General features: G+C 71.2%; 16 protein-coding genes. 11 read left to right on the top strand and 5 right to left on the bottom strand.

What is annotated here, in order from left to right; all coding sequences use genetic code 11:
- Positions 1-4 precede the first annotated feature (4 nt).
- From AC3IYJ_RS09580 to AC3IYJ_RS09565, 4 genes are read left to right on the top strand one after another with little or no spacing between them, the layout of a single operon-like run.
- Positions 5-802, top strand: a complete 798-nt coding sequence (locus AC3IYJ_RS09580; RefSeq protein WP_489400886.1) for an acetoacetate decarboxylase family protein — start codon at positions 5-7, stop codon at positions 800-802.
- On the top strand, positions 802-1,686 hold the full coding sequence (locus AC3IYJ_RS09575; protein ID WP_489400885.1) for an SDR family NAD(P)-dependent oxidoreductase: 885 nt from the start codon (positions 802-804) through the stop codon (positions 1,684-1,686). The genes AC3IYJ_RS09580 and AC3IYJ_RS09575 overlap by 1 nt, the downstream gene beginning before the upstream one ends.
- 19 nt (positions 1,687-1,705) lie before the next feature.
- Positions 1,706-2,992, top strand: coding sequence for an amidohydrolase family protein (locus AC3IYJ_RS09570; protein ID WP_489400884.1), 1,287 nt, complete (start codon positions 1,706-1,708; stop codon positions 2,990-2,992).
- On the top strand, positions 2,989-4,224 hold the full coding sequence (locus AC3IYJ_RS09565; protein WP_489400883.1) for an amidohydrolase family protein: 1,236 nt from the start codon (positions 2,989-2,991) through the stop codon (positions 4,222-4,224). Before AC3IYJ_RS09570 ends, AC3IYJ_RS09565 begins: the two co-directional genes overlap by 4 nt.
- 73 nt (positions 4,225-4,297) lie before the next feature.
- Here AC3IYJ_RS09565 and AC3IYJ_RS09560 read toward each other — a convergent pair whose 3' ends face one another.
- A complete protein-coding gene (locus AC3IYJ_RS09560) occupies positions 4,298-7,507 on the bottom strand; it encodes an NACHT domain-containing protein (protein ID WP_489400882.1) in 3,210 nt (1,069 codons plus the stop codon).
- A gap of 125 nt (positions 7,508-7,632) precedes the next feature.
- Between AC3IYJ_RS09560 and AC3IYJ_RS09555 the strand changes: the two genes are divergently transcribed.
- Genes AC3IYJ_RS09555 through AC3IYJ_RS09545 form a run of 3 tightly spaced genes read left to right on the top strand, consistent with a single transcriptional unit; the run spans position 7,633 to position 10,311 of the window.
- A complete protein-coding gene (locus tag AC3IYJ_RS09555; protein ID WP_489400881.1) occupies positions 7,633-8,517 on the top strand; it encodes a sterol desaturase family protein in 885 nt (294 codons plus the stop codon).
- Positions 8,514-9,227: a lysoplasmalogenase gene (locus AC3IYJ_RS09550; RefSeq protein ID WP_489400880.1), complete on the top strand. Its 714-nt coding sequence runs from the start codon at positions 8,514-8,516 to the stop codon at positions 9,225-9,227. Before AC3IYJ_RS09555 ends, AC3IYJ_RS09550 begins: the two co-directional genes overlap by 4 nt.
- Before the next feature lie 40 nt (positions 9,228-9,267).
- On the top strand, positions 9,268-10,311 hold the full coding sequence (locus AC3IYJ_RS09545) for a zinc-dependent alcohol dehydrogenase family protein (RefSeq protein WP_489400879.1): 1,044 nt from the start codon (positions 9,268-9,270) through the stop codon (positions 10,309-10,311).
- Positions 10,312-10,401: 90 nt separating this feature from the next.
- Here the strand turns inward: AC3IYJ_RS09545 and AC3IYJ_RS09540 are convergent, their stop codons facing one another.
- Positions 10,402-11,949 carry a S8 family serine peptidase gene (locus tag AC3IYJ_RS09540; RefSeq protein ID WP_489400878.1) on the bottom strand — a complete coding sequence of 516 codons (1,548 nt, stop codon included), beginning with the start codon at positions 11,947-11,949 and terminating at the stop codon, positions 10,402-10,404.
- A 256-nt stretch (positions 11,950-12,205) separates the two neighbouring features.
- On the opposite strand from AC3IYJ_RS09540, the gene AC3IYJ_RS09535 reads away from it, so the two are divergent.
- From AC3IYJ_RS09535 to moaA, 3 genes are all read left to right on the top strand, one after another.
- Positions 12,206-12,571, top strand: a complete 366-nt coding sequence (locus tag AC3IYJ_RS09535; RefSeq protein ID WP_489400877.1) for a DUF485 domain-containing protein — start codon at positions 12,206-12,208, stop codon at positions 12,569-12,571.
- A gap of 8 nt (positions 12,572-12,579) precedes the next feature.
- Positions 12,580-14,223 (top strand): solute symporter family protein, encoded by a 1,644-nt coding sequence (locus AC3IYJ_RS09530; RefSeq protein ID WP_489402758.1) that lies wholly within the window; start codon positions 12,580-12,582, stop codon positions 14,221-14,223.
- 195 nt (positions 14,224-14,418) lie between these two features.
- The gene (moaA, locus tag AC3IYJ_RS09525) at positions 14,419-15,408 is read left to right on the top strand and encodes a GTP 3',8-cyclase MoaA (RefSeq protein ID WP_489400876.1); all 990 of its coding nucleotides are present in this window, start codon (positions 14,419-14,421) and stop codon (positions 15,406-15,408) included.
- An 89-nt stretch (positions 15,409-15,497) separates the two neighbouring features.
- Here moaA and AC3IYJ_RS09520 read toward each other — a convergent pair whose 3' ends face one another.
- Both AC3IYJ_RS09520 and AC3IYJ_RS09515 read right to left on the bottom strand, forming a co-directional pair.
- Positions 15,498-15,755 carry a hypothetical protein gene (locus tag AC3IYJ_RS09520; RefSeq protein ID WP_489400875.1) on the bottom strand — a complete coding sequence of 86 codons (258 nt, stop codon included), beginning with the start codon at positions 15,753-15,755 and terminating at the stop codon, positions 15,498-15,500.
- A gap of 136 nt (positions 15,756-15,891) precedes the next feature.
- Positions 15,892-16,224: a DUF3099 domain-containing protein gene (locus AC3IYJ_RS09515; protein WP_489400874.1), complete on the bottom strand. Its 333-nt coding sequence runs from the start codon at positions 16,222-16,224 to the stop codon at positions 15,892-15,894.
- A 178-nt stretch (positions 16,225-16,402) separates the two neighbouring features.
- Here AC3IYJ_RS09515 and AC3IYJ_RS09510 point away from each other — a divergent pair, with 178 nt between their 5' ends.
- Complete coding sequence (locus AC3IYJ_RS09510) at positions 16,403-16,681, top strand: GlsB/YeaQ/YmgE family stress response membrane protein (protein ID WP_489400873.1); 279 nt, start codon at positions 16,403-16,405, stop codon at positions 16,679-16,681.
- 123 nt (positions 16,682-16,804) lie between these two features.
- Here the strand turns inward: AC3IYJ_RS09510 and tyrS are convergent, their stop codons facing one another.
- Entirely contained in the window at positions 16,805-18,070 is a 1,266-nt protein-coding gene (tyrS, locus tag AC3IYJ_RS09505) for a tyrosine--tRNA ligase (protein WP_489400872.1), read from the bottom strand.
- Between the last annotated feature and the right edge of the window lie 92 nt (positions 18,071-18,162).

Here is an 18,162-nt window from a genome sequence, read left to right as displayed (position 1 = left end):
GGACATGGCACGCGTACGGTACGGAGCGCGCACCGAGGCAGAGATCGCGGCGTCGCGCGAGAAGAGTTCCAAGCTCCCCGACATCTGGTCCACCGGCGTGGTGGCCGTCTGGGAGAGCGATCCGGACGTGGTGGCGGCAGTCCTGCCGCCGCCGCTGAAGCCGGCCGAACGGCCCCTGGTCCGGGCCAACATCAGCAAGGTGGACCTGCCCGGATACCCGCTCGGCGCCGGCTCCGTGGCCGTCGCCGCCCAGCACGACGGGGTCGAGGGCTGGTACCCGCTGGTCATGCCGATGACCATGGAACGCGCCCTGACCGGCGGCCGCGAGGTCTTCGGCGAGCCCAAGAAGCTCGGCGAGGTCACCGTGGAGCGCGACGGCCTGGTCGTCCGGGCCTCGCTGGCCCGGCACGGGATCGCCTTCGTGGAGGTGCGCGGGGCCGTGGACCGCGAAATGCCGCTGCCCGAACCCACCACCAAGACCGACTTCTACTTCAAGTTCCTTCCCGCCGTGGACGGTTCGGGCTTCGACTGCGACCCGGTCCTCGTGCACTGCACGCGCAACGAGAAGGTCCGCAAGCTGGAGCACATCACCGGCGACGTGGTGCTCCGGGAGTCGATGTTCGACCCCATCGCGGACCTCCCCGTACGCCGCGTCGTCGAGATCACCATCGGTGAGAAGACCACCGACCAGAAGGGCAGGGTCGTCGAGCGGGTCAGCGCCCAGGCCCTGCTCCCCTACATCCACCAGCGCTACGACGACCCCATGCAGATCCTCGACGGACCGCCCGAGGGGAGCGTCTGATGCGACTCGAACCAGGACAGGTGGCCGTGGTCACCGGAGCCGCCAGCGGCATCGGGCTCGCCATGGCCCGCCGCTTCGCCGCCGAGGGACTGAAGGTGGTGCTCGCCGACGTGGAGGAGGGCGCCCTGCGCGAGGCCGCCGGGGAACTCGCGGCGGACGGCGCCGAGGTGCTCGCCAAACTCGTCGACGTCAGCGACCGGGACTCCGTGATCTCCCTCGCCGACGCCGCCTACGAGACCTTCGGCGCCGTGCACGTGCTCTGCAACAACGCGGGCGTCGGCTCCGGCGCCGAGGGCCGCATGTGGGAGCACGAGCCCAACGACTGGAAATGGGCCTTCTCCGTCAACGTCTGGGGCGTCTTCCACGGCATCCAGGCCTTCGTCCCCCGCATGATCGAGGCCGGCGGCCCCGGCCACGTCGTCAACACCTCCTCCGGGGACGGCGGCATCGCCCCGCTGCCCACCGCCTCGGTGTACGCGGTCACTAAGGCGGCCGTGGTCACCATGACCGAATCGCTCTACGCCCACCTCAAGGCGGAGGGCGCGGCCATCGGAGCCTCCGTCCTCTTCCCCGGACCGCACATGCTGCGCACCGGGCTGTGGGAATCGCACCGCAACCGGCCCGACCGGTACGCCAAGGAACGCCCGCGCAAGTCCCCGTACCGCAGCCTCGACCAGTACGAGGCCGCGATGAAGCAGGCCGGGCACGAGGTGAACTTCACGCCGGTCGAGGACGTCGCCGCCCACGTCGTGGACGGCATCCGCGCCGACCGCTTCTGGATGCTCCCCGACAGCGAGCACAGCGACCGGCAGATCCGTGCCCGCTCGCAGTCGATGCTCGACCGGGCCAACCCCGCCTATCTGGAGAGCTTCATCCTCGACTGAGGGAACCGACAGGAGTGCAGTGAGTACGTACGAAGACCCGTATCTGATCATTTCCTCCGACTGCCACGCGGGGCTGCCCACCGAGCAGTACCGCCCCTACCTGGACAGCGCGTTCCACCCCCAGTTCGACGAGTTCCTCGGACAGCGCGACGCCCGCCGCGCCGAGGCCACCAAGCTGGGCGTGCGCAACGAGGCCTTCGCCGAGAAGTGGTTCCACGACCACGAGGAAGGCCTCAAGGGCGGCTGGGACGTCTCCCAGCGGCTGAAGGAACTCGACGGCGACGGCGTGGCCGCCGAGGTCGTCTTCCCCGACGCCGACGCCGTGGACAGCCAGACCGCCGCCCCCTTCGGGGTGGGCCTCGGGCTCTCCGGCGACCAGGACCCCGTCCTCGGCATGGCGGGCGCCCAGGCGCACAACCGCTGGCTCGCCGAGTTCGTCTCCGAGAACCCCGAACGCCACTGCGGGGTCGCCCTGCTCCCCATCACCGGCGATCCGGACAAGGTGGTCGCCGAGATCCACCGCGCCAAGGAATCGGGGCTCGGCGCCCTGATGATCCCCGCGATGTGGGTGGACAAGGCGCCCTACCACGACCGCCGTTACGACCCGGTGTGGGCGGCCGCGGCCGAGACGCAGATGCCGATCGTCACCCACTCGGGATCCTCGCCGCGCCACGAGTACGGGGACCACCTGGGCATCTTCGTCTCCGAGGTCACCTGGTGGCCCTCGCGCCCGCTGTGGTTCCTGCTCTGGTCCGGGGTCTTCGAGCGGCACCCGGGGCTGAAGTTCGGCGTCGCCGAGTCCGGCTGCTGGTGGCTGCCGAACCAGCTGTGGTTCATGGACCGGCTCTACCTGGGCGCGCACGGCGGCAAGAAGCTCTCGCCCTTCGAGGAGCTGAAGCGGCCGCCGAGCGAGTACCTGGACCGCCAGGTGTTCATCTGCGCCACCAACACCAAGCGGCGCGAGCTCGCCCAGCGCTACGAGATCGGCGTGGACAACATCCTGTGGGGCTCGGACTTCCCGCACCCCGAGGGGACCTGGCCCGCCACCCGGAACTGGCTGAAGAACACCTTCCACGACATCCCGGTCGGCGAGACCCGCCGCATGCTGGGCCTCGCGGCGGCGGAGGTCTTCGGCTTCGACACCGAGAAGCTGGCGCCGATCGCCCGCCGGATCGGGCCCACCCCGGCCGAGCTGGGCCAGAGCGAGGACCAGGCGGCCGTCGAAGCCTCCTGGGCGCGCTCGCGCGACGTGGGCCGGCACTGGCTGACGGAGAACGACTTCCCGGTCCTGGGGGTGAACGGATGACCTCGGCCGAGGATCGCGAGGACCGCTACACCGTCATCTCGGCGGACTGCCACGCGGGCGCCGACCTGCTGGACTACAAGCCGTACCTGGAGAAGCGGTACCACGAGGAGTTCGACGCCTGGGCCGCCACCTACGTGAACCCGTACGAGGACCTCCTCGCGGACTCGGCGGACGCCAACTGGAACTCCCAGCGCCGGCTGGCCGAGCTGGAGGCCGACGGGATCGTCGCGGAAGTCCTCTTCCCCAACACCATCCCGCCGTTCTTCCCCAAGTCCTCGCTGATGGCCCAGCCCCCGACGCCTTCGGAGTTCGCCCTGCGCTGGGCGGGGCTCCAGGCCCACAACCGGTGGCTGGCCGACTTCTGCGCGGACGCCCCGGGCCGGCGCGCGGGCGTGGTCCAGATCCTTCTGAACGACGTCGACGAGGCGGTGCGCGAGATCCGCCGCACCCGCAAGGCCGGCCTCACCGGCGGGGTCCTGCTGCCGGGGGTCCCGCCGGGCTCCGGGATCCCCGAGCTCCACTCGCAGGTCTACGACCCGATCTGGGCCGTCTGCGACGAGCTCGACGTCCCGGTCAACCACCACGGCGGTTCCGCGTCGCCGCCGCTGGGCGACGAACCGGCCGCGCGGGCCGTCTTCATGGTGGAGACCACCTGGTTCTCCCACCGGGCCCTGTGGCACCTCATCTTCGGCGGGGCCTTCCGCCGCAACCCCGGACTGAAACTGGTCCTGACGGAGCAGGGCTCCGGCTGGATCCCCGGGGTGATGGACATGCTCGACTACTACCACGGCCGCCTGGTGGCGGCCTCGGCCACCGCCGAGGCCAAGTTCGGGGCGGGCCTGGCGGAGTCCATGGGCAAGGGGCCCAGCGAGGTCTGGCGGGACAACTGCTTCGTGGGAGCCAGCTTCATGCGCCCCCACGAGGTCCCGCTGCGGGAGCGGATCGGCCTCGACAAGATCATGTGGGGCAGCGACTACCCCCACGACGAGGGCACCACCCCGTTCTCCCGCGAGGGCCTGCGCATCGCCTACGCGGGCCTGCCGCGCGAGGAGGTCGCCGCCATGGTCGGCGGCAACGCCGCCCGGGTGTACGGCTTCGACCTCGGCCTCCTCGACGTGCTGGCCGCGAAGCACGGCCCGCTGGTCTCCGAGATCGCGGAGCCCCTGACGGAGGTACCGGCGGGCGCGACCAGCCCGGCCTTCGCCCGAGGGGGCTCGGTCCGGGTCTGGTGACGCGGGCGCACGCGGGCCCCGGGCCCCGCGGCCCGGTGCCCCGGTGACCCGGCCGTGAACCCGCCGGAGCGGCTCAGTCCTTGCGGACGAGCCGCTCCGGCGGGATCCGCTCCGCCCCGGTCACTTGCGTCCCCCGGCGCACCTCGATCACCAGCTCGTCCAGGGACGCCAGCGGGGACAGGTCCACGGTCCCCAGGCATTCGCTCAGCACCACCCGGCGCAGCGCCCCGAACTCGCGCAGCGACTCCAGCGATCCCTCCAGGGCGCACCGGATCAGGACGAGCCGCGCGAGGCGCTCGTAGGGCAGGAGCGCCGCGACCGACACCGGCGCGGCATGGCGGATCTGCAGGCTGTCCAGGCCCCTGACGGGCAGGGCCCGTACCAGCTGCCGGTACTGGGTGCTCCCGGCCACCGTCAGCGTCGTCACCCCCGGCCACCGCTCGATCCCGTCCAGGGTCATCCGCCGGGCGCCCTGCCACAGGTGCAGCGCGGTCAGCGACCCGGCCGCCGGGACCTCACCGATCCGCCGCTCCCGCGGCTCGAAGCCGATGACCAGGGAACGCAGCCCCGGCACCCCCGCGAGCGGGGCCAGCGACAGGTCGTCCCGCAGGTAGCCGAAGGCGAGGCTGTCCGTGCCCAGGTCGGACACCACCTCGATCCCGTCCACCTGCGGGCAGTCCAGCACGCCCAGGTGCCGCAGCGCCGGGTGCCCGGCCAGCGGGGACAGATCGGCCAGCCGCGGATTGCGGTGCAGGATCAGCGACTCCAGGTCCCGGCGCCGGGTGATCTCCTCCGGTACCGGGCCGTCCCAGGTGACGTGCAGCCGGCGGATGTGCGGCAGCCCGTCCAGGGCCTTCAGCTGGCCTTCCGTGCGTACGTGCAGGTGGGCCACGCGCATGGGGGCGTCGGCCAGCACCGTCTCGGCGTACACCTCCACGGGGAACCGCCCCCAGGCGTCTGATAGTTCGCGGGCCGCCTCGTAGCGGTCGTCCGTCCGGAAGCCCGCGATCACCTGCAGCGCCCGGTCGCCGCCCACCAGCGCCGCCGTACGGATCGTAGCGGCCGCCTCGCCCTCGGTGAGCCCGGCCGGTTCCGGCAGCAGCTCCAGCACCAGCTCGCCCGCCTTGGCCAGCCCCTCGGCCTGGCTCGGGGACCGCGGGGGCAGCAGCCGCGCCGTACGGGTCTCCACCTCGCGCCAGACCTCCGGGTCCAGTTCCGGCGCGTGCTCCAGACAGGCCGCGGCGAGCAGCACCAGCCGGCTGCGGTCGGCCTCGGACCGGTCCGCGCGGGCCAGCAGCTCCCGCAGCAGGTAGGCGCGTTCGTCGGGCCGGGCGTGGCCCACCGCCATCCGGAAGACGTTGTCCCAGGTGTCCTCGTGCGCGTTGCGCACCAGGGCGCCGAAGTCCCGGGCCTCCACCGCCGCCTTGGCGCCGAGGTAGTCCTGGAAGGTGCGGTGGACGAAGTGGACCGAGCCCGGTACCAGCTCCCGCAGCAGCCCGCTGCGGATCAGCAGGTGCCGGAACACCATCTGCGCGGGTCCTTGGGCCCTGACCTGCGGCATGGCGTCGAGGGACTCGGCGATCATCGCGATCGCCTCGTCGTCCGACGCCTCCACCTGCCCGTTGCGGATCAGCCAGTACGCGAGCCGCTGGAGCAGCAAGGTCTGCTCGTCGCGGCTGAGGTAGACGCCCTCGACCCGGTAGATGTCCCGCTCGCTGTCGCGGCGGATCAGGAGCATGTCCAGGGCGGCGTCGTAGAGCTCCTTGCGGGCCCGGGGCAGGTACATCCGCCGGTCCCGGTTGAGCGCGCACAGCAGGGCGCACATCAGCGGGTTCGTCGCGAGCCTGCCCAGGTCCCGTCTGGTGTCCACCGCTTCGAGGAGCGCCGTCTCGCACCGGTCGAGCAGCGCCCGCTCCCGCGCCGAGCCCTCGCCCTGCCCCTCGGCCCCCGCCGGGCTCCCGGCCTCCGCCTCGACCCGGGAGCGGGCGGAGGCGTGCCAGTGCGTGATGAAGGCCTTCACGTCCTCGCGCTCCATCGGCAGCAGGGCGAGGGGGGAGAACCCCTGGGCGGTCAGCCAGTCCTCGGGGACGGCCGAGGGCCGGGTGGTGACCACGAAGCGGGCCGCGGGATAGGCGGCGAGCAGCTGGCGCAGCCAGGACTCGGTGCGGCTGCGCAGCCACGGCGGCACCTCGTCGACCCCGTCGACCAGCACCAGCGCCCGGCCCACGGAGAGCAGGTGTTCGACCCAGCCCGCGGGCGGGGTCAGCGGTACGCCGGTCGCGTCCAGCCAGTCCGCCGGCCGGGGCAGCCCGGTGGGGGAGTTGAACGAGCGCAGCGGCAGGACGAAGGGGACCAGCCTGTTCCAGTCCCGCAGCTGGGTGCCGAAGCTGCTGCGGGCCGCGTTGAGGGCCAGCCACTGGACGAGGGTGCTCTTGCCCGACCCGGCCGGGCCGCGCAGCAGTACCCGCTCGGCGGCGTCCAGGGCCAGTTCGGCCTTCATCGGCGTCTGCAGGCCGGGCTCTTCCAGGAGCTGGGCCCCGGCGACCGCGAGGCTGATGTAGGCCAGGTCCAGCGGCCATTCCTGGCGGCCCTGGCTGAAGGTCAGGCCGAAGAGCTGGACCCGGCTCTGGGTCTGGGCCACGTACTGCGCGTACTCCTCCTCGAAGGCCGCCGCGGCCCGCTCCGCCTCGGCGCGGGCCTCGGAGGGCGGGAGGCCCTCGGCGTGCTCCGCGTGCTCCGTCCGCTTCTTGGGGGCGTACCGGGCCGCGTACTCCAGGGAGTACGCGCGGCACACCGAGAGCAGCTCCCGGTACGCGGTGCGGGCCGCCGGGTTCAGGGCGGCGCCGGCCGGGGGCGGCAGGGCCACGGGCCGCTCCGGCTCCCCGGCCCGCTCCGGCGCGCCCGGCCGCTCCGGCCGCCCGGACCCCTCGGTCTGTCCCGCCTCGCCCGGCCGGCCGGCCTCGCCCTCCGGGTCCGCCGGGCCCGCCCTGTTCGTCCGCTCCGGCCCTTCGGCCCGGCCCGCCGCTCCTCTGGCCGGCCCCGGCCCGTTGGCCGAGAAGAGGGCCCGCGCCTCTTCCCGGCCCAGCGTGGCGAAGGCGTCGCCCACCGCCGACACCGCGGCCAGCCGGTCCCGCTCCGTCAGTCCGTCGCACGCCGCGGCCAGCCGGGCCGCCAGCCCGCGCGCGAAGCTCCGTAGGGCCGGCCTGCCCCGCTGGCCGGCCGGTGCCAGTTCCTGTGCCACCACGTTCGCCACCCGTAAGGCGGCCGTCTCGAAAGCCGTCATCCCCGTGTCCTCCCCCAGGACGTCCCCCGCACGGACATCATCCTCCGAACCGGCGGTAACTCAGATGGATACCGATCGGTAACAACCTCTAGCCGAGCCCCCGAACCCGCCTCTATGGTGCGGACATGCCGAACCTGCCCGATGTCGTGCTGTGGTCCATACCCGCCTTCGTACTGCTCACGGTCATCGAGCTCGTGAGCTACCGCATCCATCCCGACGAGGACGCCGCCGGGTACGAGACCAAGGACGCCGTCACCAGCCTCGGCATGGGGATCGGCAGCCTGGCCTTCGACTTCCTCTGGAAGATCCCGATCCTCGCGATCTACACCGCGGTCTACGAGCTCACCCCGCTCCGGGTCCCCGTCCTGTGGTGGACCGTCCCGCTCATGCTGCTCGCCCAGGACTTCTTCTACTACTGGCAGCACCGCGGCCACCACGTCATCCGGATCCTGTGGGCCTGCCACGTCGTCCACCACAGCAGCCGCAAGTTCAACCTCACCACCGCCCTGCGCCAGCCCTGGACCAGCGCCACCTCCTGGCCGTTCTACCTGCCGATGATCGCGCTGGGCGTGCACCCGGCCGCCATCGCGTTCTGCTACTCGGTCAACCTCGTCTACCAGTTCTGGATCCACACCGAGCGCATCGACAAGCTGCCCCGCCCCGTCGAGTTCCTCTTCAACTCGCCCTCCCACCACCGCGTCCACCACGCCTCCCAGGGCGGCTACCTGGACCGCAACTTCGGCGGGATCCTGATCGTCTGGGACCGGATGTTCGGCTCCTGGGTGGGGGAGACCGACAAACCCGTCTTCGGTCTCACCAAGAACATCAGCACCTACAACCCGCTGCGCGTGGCCACCCACGAATACGCCTCCATCGCCCGCGACGTGAAGGCCGCCCGGAGCTGGCGCGAGCGCGCCGGACGCGTCTTCGGCGGCCCCGGCTGGCAGCCCGCCGGCGCTGACGCCGGAGCCACCACCGTGTCCGCGAAGGCCTCGGAGCACGCCGCGTGAGCGCCACCGAGTCCCGTACGCCCTCCTGGGCGCGCCCCGTCGTGGCGCCGGGCGCCGGGCCCGCCGCGCGGATCCTGCTCGGCGCCTTCGCGGCCGCCACCGCCCTCGACCTCGGATCGCTCCTCGCGGGCTGGCACCCGGGACACCTCGTCGCCAAGCCGCTGCTGATGCCGCTGCTCGTGGCCTACGCGGCCCTGGCCGCCCGGGGCACCGGCCGTCCGGCCCCCCGGCTGCTGATCGCGGCCCTGCTGTTCGGCTGGGGCGGAGACCTGGCCCTGCTCTTCGACGCCGACCCGGCCTTCTTGATCGGCATGGGCTCCTTCGCCGCCGGGCACGTCTGCTACCTCCTGCTCTTCGGCCGCCGCCGCTCCCATCCGGCGCTCGGGGCCGCGTACGCCGGCGCGCTGCTCTCCACCGTCACGCTGCTCTGGGGCGACCTGCCCGCCGACCTGCGGATCCCCGTCGCCGGATACAGCCTGCTGCTCACCGCCATGGCCTTGCGGTCCAGCGCCCTCGGGTGGCGGGCGGGACTCGGCGGGGCGCTGTTCCTGCTCTCCGACACGCTCATCGCCACCGGGGTCGCCGACTGGCCGCAGCTGCCCCGGGCGGACTTCTGGATCATGGCGACGTACGTGGCGGCCCAGTACCTGCTGGCCACGGGAGCGCTCGCCTCGGAGCGGGCGTACGGTAGGGAAGTCCTACAGGACTGAACCATCTGTCTCCATCCCCTAGCCGGAGGACTGCATCACCATGCGCGCCACCGTCATCCACGCCCCGCACGACATCCGCGTGGAGGAGGTGCCCGACGCTGCGATCCAGCGCCCCGAGGACGCCGTCGTCCGCGTGCTGCGCTCCTGCATCTGCGGCAGCGACCTGTGGGCCTACCGGGGAGAGGCCAAGCGCCAGCCCGGTCAGCGGATCGGCCACGAATTCCTCGGTGTCGTCGAGGCGACCGGCACGGCCGTCTCCGGCCTGCGCGCCGGAGACCTCGTCGTCGCCCCCTTCATGTGGTCCGACGGCACCTGCGACTACTGCTCCGAGGGCCTGTACACCTCCTGCGTGCACGGCGGCTTCTGGGGCTCGGTCGGCCACGACGGCGGGCAGGGCGAGGCGGTCCGCGTCCCGCACGCCGACGGCACCCTGGTGAAGCTGCCCGCCGAGGCGGTCTCCGACGACCACCTGCTGACCGGTCTGCTGGCGCTGTCCGACGTCATGGGCACCGGCCACCACGCCGCGCTGGGCGCGGGGGTCCGCGAGGGCTCCACGGTCGCCGTCGTCGGCGACGGCGCGGTCGGCCTGTGCGGGGTCCTCGCCGCCAAGCGCCTCGGCGCCGAGCGGATCATCGCACTGGGCCGCCACGCGGCCCGTACGGACATCGCCAAGCTCTTCGGGGCCACCGACGTCGTCGCCGAGCGGGGCGAGGCCGCCGAGGCGGCCGTGCGCGAGCTCACCGGCGGCCAGGGCGCCCACTCCGTCATCGAGGCGGTCGGCACGGAGCAGTCCATGCGCACCGCCGTGAACATCACCCGCGACGGCGGGGCCATCGGCTACGTCGGCGTCCCGCACGGCAGCGGCACCGGCCTCGACCTCGGTGTCATGTTCGACCGCAACATCACCCTGCGCGGCGGCGTCGCGCCGGTCCGGGCGTACATCCCGGAGCTGCTGGCGGACGTGCTCAGCGGCGCGATCGACCCGGCGCCCGTCTTCGACCGGGCCGTCTCCCTGGACGAGGTCCCGGACGGCTACCGCGCGATGGACGACCGCAGCGCGCTCAAGGTGATCATCAAGGGCTAGTGCCGCTCCGCGGACCGCGGATCACGCAACGAGGGAGGGGCCGGCCGGGGGAGTACCCCGGCCGGCCCCTCCGTCACACGATCCGTTCCGCTACTTCACGGCCTTCAGCGCGTCGACCACGCCGTATCCGTAGTAGCCGGTCTGGCCCCACTTGCTCGCGCAGGTGGTGGCGTCGACCAGGGTGCCCGTGGCGTCGTAGATCTGCGTCGGGCAGGCCGCCTTCGTCGCCTGGCCCTTGAGCATCGCCTGGAGCTGCGACGGGGTCGCCCACGGGTGCGCGCTCTTGAGCAGGGCCGCGACGCCCGCGACGTGCGGGGTGGCCATCGAGGTGCCCTGCTTGTAGCCGTATCCGCCGCCCGGGAGGGTGGACAGCACGCGGCCGTTGGCGTCCGGGGTGGCCGGGATCTGCCACTTGTCGCCGCCGGGGGCGGCGACGTCGACGACGCCGAGGCCGTAGCTGGAGTAGTAGGACCGCAGGCCCTTGTCACCGGTCGCGCTGACCGTCACCACGCCCGGCAGCTGTGTGGGCAGGTCCAGGCAGACCTTCGGGTCGATGGTGCGCGGCACCGGGGTGGCGTCGTCGGGGCTGGTGTCGTCGACGATCGAGGCGGCCGACAGGTCCCAGTTGGAGTTCCCGGCCGCGGCGACGTTGAGGACGCCCTTGCGCTCGGCGTACTTGCTCGCCCGGGTGAGGGCCTCCACCAGCGCCTTCTGGTCGTCGTCCGTCTTGCAGTTGAACATCCACGGGTCGACGTAGTAGCTGTTGTTGGTCACCTCGATCCCCTTCTCGGCGGCGAACATGAAGCCGCACACGACCGCCTCGGTGAAGAAGAGGTTGGTCCCGTGCTCGGCCACCTTGATGCCGGCGACCTTCACGCCGGGCGCGACCCCGCTGATGCCGATGCCGTTGCGGGGGGCCGCGATGGTGCCCGCCACGTGGGTGCCGTGGTCGCTGCCGTCGGCGTACGGACGCCAGGCGCCGTCGGTGGTGTCGGCGACGCCGCCGACGCAGTTGGCCGACTGCTCCTTGGAGAAGTTCGCCGCGAGATCCGGGTGGGTGTCGTCAACGCCCGTGTCGATGACCCCCACCGTGACGTTCGGGCTGCCATCGTTGATCTTGTGAGCCTCGTCGGCCTTGATTGCCCGCAGGTCCCACTGGTTGGGTTCCAGCGGTTCCTGACCCTCCGTGGCGCTCGCCGCCGCCTTGGCGGCCTCCGCCGCGCTCAGCTTCTGCGTCGTGCCCTCCTCGGTGGTCTGCACCGCCGTCAGCGGGGCCGTCCGGGTGGCGCCGACCGATACGAACAGGCTGCGCTGTCCGCGGAGCTGCTTGGCGAAGTCGGGGTTCTGGGAGTGGGCGACGACCACTCCGATCTGCTCATAGGCGATGACGACGGTGCCGCCGGCCCGCTCGATGGCCTTCTTCGCCTGCTTCACGGTGCCGTACGCGGTCAGGTTCGCCACGTACGACAGCTTGGGGCCGGAGGTGTCGGGCTTGGCCGTCGCCGCCGAGTCCGCCGTGCTGCCGAGCGGTGCGGCGGAGGCCGCCACCGAGGGCAGGAAGGCGAGCGAGGCGGTGAGCGCCAGGCCGACCGGAAGGGCGAGTGCGCGCCGCCGGTGACCGGTTCCCGGATGAGCCATGGGTTCTCCACATCATCGTGAAAAAGCCGCGCGGGCGCGGTCGCGCCCGACGGGTTCATGACAGGCGAACCTAGTGCCGTCGTTCGACTCCGCGCCATCAGTTCGAGAAATCAGTTTCCTCGGAAACAAAGGGTGTTGAACCGTCCCGACCCGCCGGCCGTGCCGTTGACAGGGGGGATCAGCGCCACCGTCCCCCCACACGGAGGTTGTTTTGTCCGTCGTCCCCACCGCACCCGCGTCACAAGGAGAGTCCCCCGTGACCACCGAAGCAGCGCCGCCCCCGGGCAGCGCGGGAGCGCCGCCGGCGAGCCCCGCGGCCGAAGAGTTCGTACGCGTCCAGCAGAGCGCGGAGTTCACCGAACTGCGCCGCGCCCACCGCTCCTTCGCCTTCCCGCTCACCGTGGCGTTCATCGCCTGGTACCTGCTCTACGTCCTGCTCTCCAACTACGCGGGCGGCTTCATGGGGACCAAGCTCTTCGGGAACATCAACGTCGCCCTCGTGCTCGGCCTCGCCCAGTTCGCGACGACCTTCCTGATCGCCTTCCTGTACTCGCGGCACGCGGCCGTCAGGCTCGACCCCAGGGCCTCGGCCATCAAGGCGCAGATGGAGGCCGGAGCGTGAGCGCCCCCCTGCTGGTCGCCACCGGCGCCGCGGCCACGGCGGGCACCACCGTCGCCGCCGGAGCCACCGAGCACCGCCCGCTGATCATCACCCTGTTCGGGCTGTTCGTCGTGGCCACCCTGGCCATCACGATCTGGGCCGGCCGCCAGACCAAGGGCGCCGCCGACTTCTACGCGGGCGGCCGCCAGTTCACCGGTTTCCAGAACGGCCTGGCCATCTCCGGCGACTACATGTCCGCCGCGTCCTTCCTCGGCATCGCCGGAGCCATCGCGCTCTTCGGCTACGACGGTTTCCTCTACTCCATCGGCTTCCTCGTGGCCTGGCTGGTCGCGCTGCTCCTCGTCGCCGAGCCGCTGCGCAACTCCGGCCGCTACACGATGGGCGACGTGCTCGCGTACCGGATGCGCCAGCGCCCCGTACGGACCGCCGCCGGCACCTCCACGATCGTCGTCTCGATCTTCTACCTGCTCGCCCAGATGGCCGGTGCCGGCGTGCTCGTCTCGCTGCTCCTCGGCATCACCAGCGACCTCGGCAAGATCGTGATCGTCTCGCTGGTCGGCGTCCTGATGATCCTCTACGTCACCATCGGCGGGATGAAGGGCACCACCTGGGTCCAGATGATCAAGGCGGTGCTGCTCATCGCGGGCACCCTGCTGATCACCTTCCTGGTGCTGCTCAAGTTCAACTTCAACATCTCCGACCTGCTCGGCAAGGCCGCCGACAACAGCGGTCAGGGCGCGAAGTTCCTGGAGCCCGGCCTGAAGTACGGCAAGGACTCGCTCACCAAGCTCGACTTCATCTCGCTGGGCCTGGCCCTGGTCCTCGGCACCGCCGGCCTGCCGCACATCCTGATCCGGTTCTACACCGTGCCCACGGCCAAGGCCGCCCGTAAATCCGTCAACTGGGCCATCGGAATCATCGGCGCCTTCTACCTGATGACGATCGTCCTCGGCTTCGGCGCCGCGGCCCTGCTCAAGCGGGCCGACATCATCGCCTCCAACAAGGCCGGAACCACCGCGGCCCCGCTGCTCGCCCAGGAGATCGGCGGCGGCGCGGACTCCACCGGCGGAGCGGTCCTGCTCGCCGTGATCTCCGCGGTGGCCTTCGCCACCATCCTCGCGGTCGTGGCGGGCCTGACCCTGGCCTCCTCCTCGTCCTTCGCCCACGACATCTACGTGAACGTGATCCGCAAGGGCAGGGCGACCGAGAAGGAAGAGGTACGGGCGGCCCGCTGGTCCACCGTGGTCATCGGCGCCGCGGCCATCGCCCTCGGAGCCATGGCCCGGGACCTCAACGTCGCCGGACTGGTCGCGCTCGCCTTCGCGGTCGCGGCCTCCGCCAACCTGCCGACGATCCTCTACAGCCTCTTCTGGAAGCGCTTCACCACCCAGGGAGCGCTCTGGTCCATCTACGGAGGCCTGATCACGGCGGTCGGCCTGGTGCTCTTCTCCCCGGTCGTGTCCGGAAAGCCCACCTCGATGTTCAAGGACGCCGACTTCTACTGGTTCCCCCTGGAGAACCCGGGGATCATCTCGATCCCGGTCGGCTTCCTGCTGGGATGGCTGGGAACCGTCCTTTCCAAGGAGGAGGCCGACCCGCAGAAGTTCGCGGAGCTCGAGGTCCGCTCACTGACCGGCATCGGCGCGGCCTGACACGCTGCGCCCGAGCGAAATAGTCCGAACACCCAGCGTGGCCGTGTCGTATTTCCCTACGACGCGGCCACGTCCCGTCTCGTTCCTTTGGGCACCCCTACATGTCACGGCAGTCGCGTAGGCTCGTTTATAACGACCGCGCTCTATCCACAGCGGCGTAAACCTCTACAAACCGGACAGGGGAGGGGGCCCACAGTGCTTCTCGACACCTATGGCCGCGTGGCCACTGACCTGCGCGTCTCGCTCACCGACCGGTGTAACCTGCGCTGTACCTACTGCATGCCCGAAGAGGGCCTCCAGTGGCTCGGCAAAACCGATCTGCTCAGCGACGAAGAGATAGTGCGGCTGATCCACATCGCCGTCACCAGGCTCGGCATCACGGACGTCCGCTTCACCGGCGGCGAGCCGCTCCTGCGCCCCGGCCTCGTCGGGATCGTCGAGCAGTGCGCGGCCATGGAGCCCCGCCCCAAGATGTCCCTGACCACCAACGGCATCGGCCTCAAGCGCACCGCTCAGGCCCTCAAGGCCGCCGGCCTGGACCGGGTGAACGTTTCCCTGGACACCCTGCGGCCCGAGGTCTTCAGGACCCTCACCCGGCGCGACCGCCACAAGGACGTCATCGAGGGCATGGCGGCCGCCCGCGAGGCCGGCCTCACTCCCGTCAAGGTCAATGCCGTGCTGATGCCCGGACTGAACGACGACGAGGCCCCCGACCTGCTCGCCTGGGCCGTGGAGAACGAGTACGAGCTCCGCTTCATCGAGCAGATGCCGCTCGACGCCCAGCACGGCTGGAAGCGCGAGGGCATGATCACCGCCGGGGACATACTGCAGTCCCTGCGCACCCGCTTCACGCTCACCGAGGAAGGCGCCGAGGAGCGCGGCACCGCCCCGGCCGAGCGCTGGATCGTGGACGGCGGCCCGGCCACGGTCGGAGTCATCGCCTCGGTCACCCGCCCCTTCTGCGGCGCCTGCGACCGTACGCGCCTGACCGCCGACGGCCAGATCCGCACCTGCCTCTTCGCCACCGAGGAGTCGGACCTGCGCGCGGCCCTGCGCTCGGGCGCCGCGGACGAGGAGATCGCCCGCCTGTGGAAGGTGGCGATGTGGGGCAAGAAGGCCGGATCCGGTCTCGACGACCCGTCCTTCCTGCAGCCCGACCGCCCGATGTCGGCGATCGGCGGCTAGGGCGCAGGTCCCAGTACCGCCCCGGGCGCCCGCCGTCCGGGACTTCCCCGAGGGCTCGGCAGCGGCTACAACCGCTCCGAGCCCTCCGGCTACCCCTCAGACTCTGAAGCGATCCACTCGTCGAGCTTCACGACGTCCTTGAGGAAGCCGCGGACCCCCAGGAACTGGGAGAGGTGCTCGCGGTGCTCCTCGCACGCCAGCCAGGTCTTGCGGCGCTCGGGGGTGTGCAGCTTCGGGTTGTTCCATGCCAGCACCCAGGCGGCCGCGTCACGGCAGCCCTTGGCCGAACAGGTGGGTGCGGTGTCGCCGGATGCGTCGTTTCGAGGTGCGTCGTCGAGGGGAGTCACGGCTCAACCCTAAGACGGAAAGGCGACGCCGAGCAGCCACGGGGGGAGCTGCCCGGCGTCGGTCCGTCGCTCCGACGGGGGATGCGGAGCGCGTAGGCAGTATGTCACGCAGGACCCCGTGAGGTGCACTGGAACTTCATGATTGATCTGAGCTTTTCTTGAGGTTTCCCTCGTCCGGCGCGGGGTGCACAGGGGCCGGGATGAAGTGCGAGGGGAGCGAGGGCGTCGACTCCCGTCCCGCGTTGGCGATGACCACCGCCACGTACGGCAGCAGGGCCCCCGCGACGAGCGTCACGATGGCCACGGGCCGCTGCACGTTCCACAGGACGACCGTGGCGATGACCGACAGGGTTCTGATGGCCATCGAGATCACGTACCGGCGCTGACGTCCCCGCACGTCCTCGGCGAGGCTCATCCGGGCCCCCGTGATCCGGAAGACCTCGGCCTTGTTCCGCTTCGACCGCTCCACAACCCACCACCCGATCAACCGCCGAACACTCCCCGGCCCGGACCCTCCCAAGGTACGCCGCCCCTTACGGCCCGGGGAGAGCGGGTATCCCCCGAATGGAGCTGTCCGAAATGCGCTGTACGCCGGACGGGTCGAGACTGGGCCCACGTGCGCACGACGCGCCAGGAGGAGGCTCGACATGCATTGGTTGTGGGCGATCATCGTCGGTTTTGTGCTGGGCCTGATAGCCCGGGCGATCCTGCCGGGAAAGCAGCACCAGCCGCTCTGGCTGACTACTGTCTTCGGCATCATCGGCGCCGTGGTCGGCAACGCGGTGGCCTCGTGGATCGGTGTGGCCGACACCAAGGGCATCGACTGGATCCGGCACTTGCTGCAGCTTGCCGGAGCCGTCGTGATCGTCGGGCTCGGTGACATCGTCTACAACGCGCTCCGGGGCAACAAGCGGCAGACCACCTAGAGGCCTCCGGTCCGCGGCTCGGCGGACCATGACGGAGGGGCCGGCCGGACAGTGCGTCCGAACCGGCCCCTCCGCCGTGCGCGGCGGGCGCGCGGCCCGCCGTTCCGCTGTTGCGCGTACCGGCTAGCCGGTCACCTCGACCGCGGCCAGGTTCTTCTTGCCGCGGCGCAACACCAGCCAGCGCCCGTGCAGCAGGTCCTCCTTGGCGGGGACCGCGTCCTCGGCGGTGACCTTCACGTTGTTCACGTAGGCCCCGCCCTCCTTCACGGTCCGGCGGCCGGCCGACTTGCTGGCGACCAGCCCGGTCTCCGCGAGGAGGTCCACGACCAGGCCCGGCTCGGCGACCCTGGCGTGCGGCAGCTCGGACAGGGCCGCGGTCAGCGTGGCCTCGTCCAGCTCCGTCAGGTCGCCCTGGCCGAACAGCGCCTTGGACGCCGCGATCACGGCGGCGCACTGGTCCGCGCCGTGCACCAGCGTGGTCAGCTCCTCCGCGAGCGCCCGCTGGGCGGCGCGCGCCTGCGGCCGCTCGGCGGTCTGAGCCTCCAGCGTCTCCAGCTCCTCACGGGTCTGGAAGGACAGGATCCGCATGTAGGTGGAGATGTCCCGGTCGTCCACGTTCAGCCAGAACTGGTAGAACGCGTACGGGGTGGTCATCTCCGGGTCCAGCCAGACGGCCCCGCTCTCGGACTTGCCGAACTTGGTGCCGTCCGCCTTGACCATCAGCGGGGTCGCCATCGCGTGGACGTGCGCGCCCGGCTCCACCTTGTGGATCAGGTCGAGCCCGGCCGTCAGGTTGCCCCACTGGTCGGAGCCGCCCTGCTGCAGGGTGCAGCCGTAGCGCCGGTACAGCTCCAGGAAGTCCATGCCCTGCAGGAGCTGGTAGCTGAACTCGGTGTAGCTGATGCCCTGGTCGGACTCCAGCCGCTTGGCGACCGAGTCCTTCGTCAGCATCTTGTTGACCCTGAAGTGCTTGCCGATGTCCCGCAGGAACTCGATGGCGGACATGCCCGCCGTCCAGTCCAGGTTGTTCACCATCAGCGCCGCGTTCTCGCCCTCGAAGGACAGGTACGGCTCGATCTGCGAACGGAGGCGGCCCACCCACTCCGAGATGACGGTGGGGTCGTTCAGGGTGCGCTCGGCGGTCGGGCGCGGGTCGCCGATCTGGCCCGTGGCCCCGCCCACCAGTGCCAGCGGCCGGTGTCCGGCCTGCTGGAGCCGGCGCACGGTGAGCACCTGCACCAGGTGTCCCACGTGCAGCGAGGCCGCGGTCGGGTCGAAACCGCAATAGAAGGTGACGGGACCGTCCGCGAAGGCCTTGCGCAGCGCTTCTTCGTCAGTGGACAGCGAGAAGAGCCCGCGCCACTTCAGTTCGTCGACGATGTCCGTCACGGTTCTGGGTCTCCTTGAACGAGATGAAACAGATTGTTGAGGCTTCCCCGCCAGCATAGGCGGGGAAGGCCCGCACGTCAGACGCCTTCCGG

It is taken from the genome of Streptomyces sp. GL_140 (assembly GCF_057834465.1).
This window is presented reverse-complemented; position numbering and strand designations above follow the sequence as displayed.